Origin of the sequence: Streptomyces tricolor (genome assembly GCF_002155905.1) — a bacterium.
Lineage (GTDB): Bacteria > Actinomycetota > Actinomycetes > Streptomycetales > Streptomycetaceae > Streptomyces > Streptomyces tricolor.
On record NZ_MUMF01000783.1, the window covers coordinates 1 to 1997 of the forward strand.

General features: G+C 68.2%; 2 protein-coding genes and 1 tRNA gene. 2 read left to right on the forward strand and 1 reads right to left on the reverse strand.

Annotation, left to right across the window (positions count from 1 at the left end):
• Positions 1-815, reverse strand: an 815-nt coding sequence (locus tag CCN44_RS39420; RefSeq protein ID WP_244204044.1) for a sensor histidine kinase, incomplete at its 3' end; no start/stop codon positions are given.
• A gap of 166 nt (positions 816-981) precedes the next feature.
• On the opposite strand from CCN44_RS39420, the gene CCN44_RS39425 reads away from it, so the two are divergent.
• Together CCN44_RS39425 and CCN44_RS39430 are read left to right on the forward strand one after the other, a co-directional pair.
• Positions 982-1842: a terminase gpP N-terminus-related DNA-binding protein gene (locus tag CCN44_RS39425; protein WP_086703897.1), complete on the forward strand. Its 861-nt coding sequence runs from the start codon at positions 982-984 to the stop codon at positions 1840-1842.
• A gap of 15 nt (positions 1843-1857) precedes the next feature.
• Positions 1858-1930, forward strand: a tRNA-Gln gene (locus tag CCN44_RS39430).
• Positions 1931-1997 lie beyond the last annotated feature (67 nt).

Consider the following 1997-nt stretch of genomic DNA (forward strand, 5'->3'; position numbering starts at 1 on the left):
CCCGCCCGCAGCACCCCGAGCATCTCCCGCAGCTCGGTCAACGCCTGCCGCCCCATGTCCCCCACCAGGGCCGCGTTCCGCACCGCCTTCTCCGGGTCCTTCCGCGCCACCGCCTGCAAGGCGGCCGCGTGCACCACCATCAGACTCACCCGATGGGCGACCACGTCGTGCATCTCCCGGGCGATCCGCGTCCGCTCCTCGTTCCGCGCCCACTCGGCCCGCTCCTCGGCCCGCTCCGCGAGCAGCTGAAGCTCCCGCTCCAGGCTGTCCGCCCGCTCCCGCAGACTCTCCATCAAACGCCGCCGCGCCCCCACGTACAGCCCCAGCAGCACCGGCGGAGCCGTCAGCCCCAACGCCGTCGTCACCGCCGCGAACGGCACGAACCAGTCACCCAGCGTCAGATCCCCGCGCGCGATGTCCTGCCGGACCCGCACGAACGTCACCACCGCCGTCCCCAGCAGCGACATCCCCGCCAGCGCGCCGATGATCCGCCGCGGCAGCTCCGCCGCCGCCAGCGTGTACAGGCCGACCACGCCCATCAGGAAACCCATCTCGGCGGGCGTGACCGCGATCGACACCAGCACCACGGCGATCGGCCACTTCCGGCGCACCAACAGCACCGAACCCGTGATCAACCCGAACACGATCCCCACGGAGGCCGGGATCCCCGCCTCCCTGGCGAACGGGATCCCCTCCGCCGCGCACTCCACGGCGGACACCAGCGCGAGTGCCCCGTCGAGCACCGCACTGCGCCGCCTCGCCCACCACCAAGGGCCGGTCAGCGCCCTGGCGTGGTCTTCCCCCGTCGTGGTCATGCCTCCAGCCTACGGGCGACGGGTACGGCTTTTCCGGTGACTTTCGCCTACCACCACACACCACACTCCGTAACCGAACGCCCTCGAAACCCACCGGTTTCCCTCGAACTGGTGAACCCTCCTCGTTCACCCCCGGAACCCAACATTCCGTCCGGACGGTATGCGTATGGCACATTCACCCGGCAAGTACGCCGACTTCGAGGGACTGCGGGAGCAGGCGGTGGCCCTCCGCCGGGCCGGCTACAGCCTCCGGCAGATCCGCGACGAGCTGAAGATCTTCAACAACGACATCCTCAACCAACTGGTGAAGGGCGAGCCACCCCCGGAGTGGACGAAGCGCCCGAACGCAAAGGACGACCTCCGCGAGAGGGCACGGGAGCTACGACTCCAGGGCTGGACGTACGACCAGATCGAGGCGGAGCTGGGCTGCTCACGGAGTTCGGTGTCACTGTGGGTGCGCGATCTTCCGAAGCCGGAGCCGCGCTACACGCCCGAAGAACAGCGAGCGCTCATGCGGGAGGGGCTGGCAAGGCGCCGGGCGGCCGAGGGCGAGAAGCGCAAGGAGACGAAGCTGGCAGCCTCCAAGGACGTCGGGAACCTGACAGACCGCGAACTTTTCGTGGCCGGGGCAGCGCTCTACTGGGCCGAGGGGTCCAAGAGCAAGCCCTACGACCGCCGCGAGCGTGTCGTCTTCGTCAACAGCGACCCCGGGGTGATCCGGACATACCTCGCCTGGCTCGATCTACTGGAGGTGGACAGGGAGCGGCTGAGCTTCCGGTTGCTCATCCATGAGTCGGCGGACGTGGAGGCCGCTCACCGCTTCTGGGCAGCCGTGGCCGACATCGACACGTCGGTGTTCGCCAAGCCGACGCTGAAGAAGCACAACCCGAAAACCGTCCGCAAGAACACCGGAGACGACTACCGCGGCTGCCTGGTCATCGCCGTAGCCAGAAGCGCCCACTTGTACAACCGCATCGAGGGCTGGTGGGCCGGAATCGTCGCCCAAGCCGAGGCACGTCTCGGGTAAGGTCTGAAGCGCTGTTCCCCCGTGGTGTAACTGGCAGCACACTGGTTTTTGGTACCAGCAGGACAAGGTTCGAATCCTTGCGGGGGAGCTACAGCACACAAGACCTCGGTTCGGGCCCTGACTGCACCGTCAGGGCCCGCACTCATATCCCCCCC

Excerpts from the sequence above, each read along its gene's own strand:
- CCN44_RS39425 (WP_086703897.1), top strand. The coding sequence starts at position 982 with ATGGCACATTCACCCGGCAAGTACGCCGACTTCGAGGGACTGCGGGAG.